Genomic DNA, 812 nt, shown 5'->3' on the forward strand with positions numbered 1-812 from the left:
TAAAGAATTAAAGCGAAATGCCATCATGGCTGTTTTAGTTTGGCCCTTAGTGCGGATAGCTTGTCTTTAATACTTTTTTTGTCAGCGGCAGAGAGGTTGTTTCTCATCGTGTTGATGTTGGTTACGTCTACTGGTGGAGTTGTGATTGTGGGTATTGGTTCCGGCTCAGGAGTTGTACTGGCAACGAAGTTGCTGGAGCTCAGCTTAGGAAATTCGAGCGTTTCGAGTGAACCTGCGCGATCAAGCACAATTCGGTCTCTGTATACGGCATGCAAAGTCGCATTGCCTGGAAGTTGATCACCAATTGCGTAATTCAAAGTTGTGCGATCTGGCCCTTCGACAAGTGCTTTGGCTCGCTTAGGATCGTTGCTTGCTGACACCCCTGTTAAAGTTAAACGAAGACGGGTTTTTGGAAGATTTTCTTGTTTTGTTATTTGGGCTGCAGGCGCAGAAAAGTCCCCAAAAAGCTCAAATTTTGCGATATTTCTTTTGGGTGTTCGCTCTGGTGTGATCGCTTGTTTTGGAATGTTTGAAGCCTGCTGCTCTTTCTTCGAGGTTTCATCTAAATAAAATGGGTATAACTGGTATGCAGTTGCCGCGACCGAACCCGCTAGTAATAAAAGTGCGATGATCCATGGAAATTGTTTAGCGAGCATGTTTACTAAAATCCGCGACGATTCATAATGTAATTGTTATTAAACGGTGCCGTCATACAAATAGTTTGACGCACGATTTATAAACTTATCATAAAGGTGCGCCAGAGAGTGAGTGGTGCGTTAAATTTTGAAGTTGTTGATTAAGGCTTCAAGGTT

At 43.2% G+C, this 812-nt stretch carries 1 protein-coding gene; it reads right to left on the minus strand.

The window, feature by feature from the left end:
• Positions 1–23: 23 nt before the first annotated feature.
• A complete protein-coding gene (locus tag A3739_RS20115; protein WP_068479646.1) occupies positions 24–656 on the minus strand; it encodes a type II secretion system protein N in 633 nt (210 codons plus the stop codon).
• Positions 657–812 lie beyond the last annotated feature (156 nt).

Source organism: Oleiphilus sp. HI0067, from assembly GCF_001635735.1.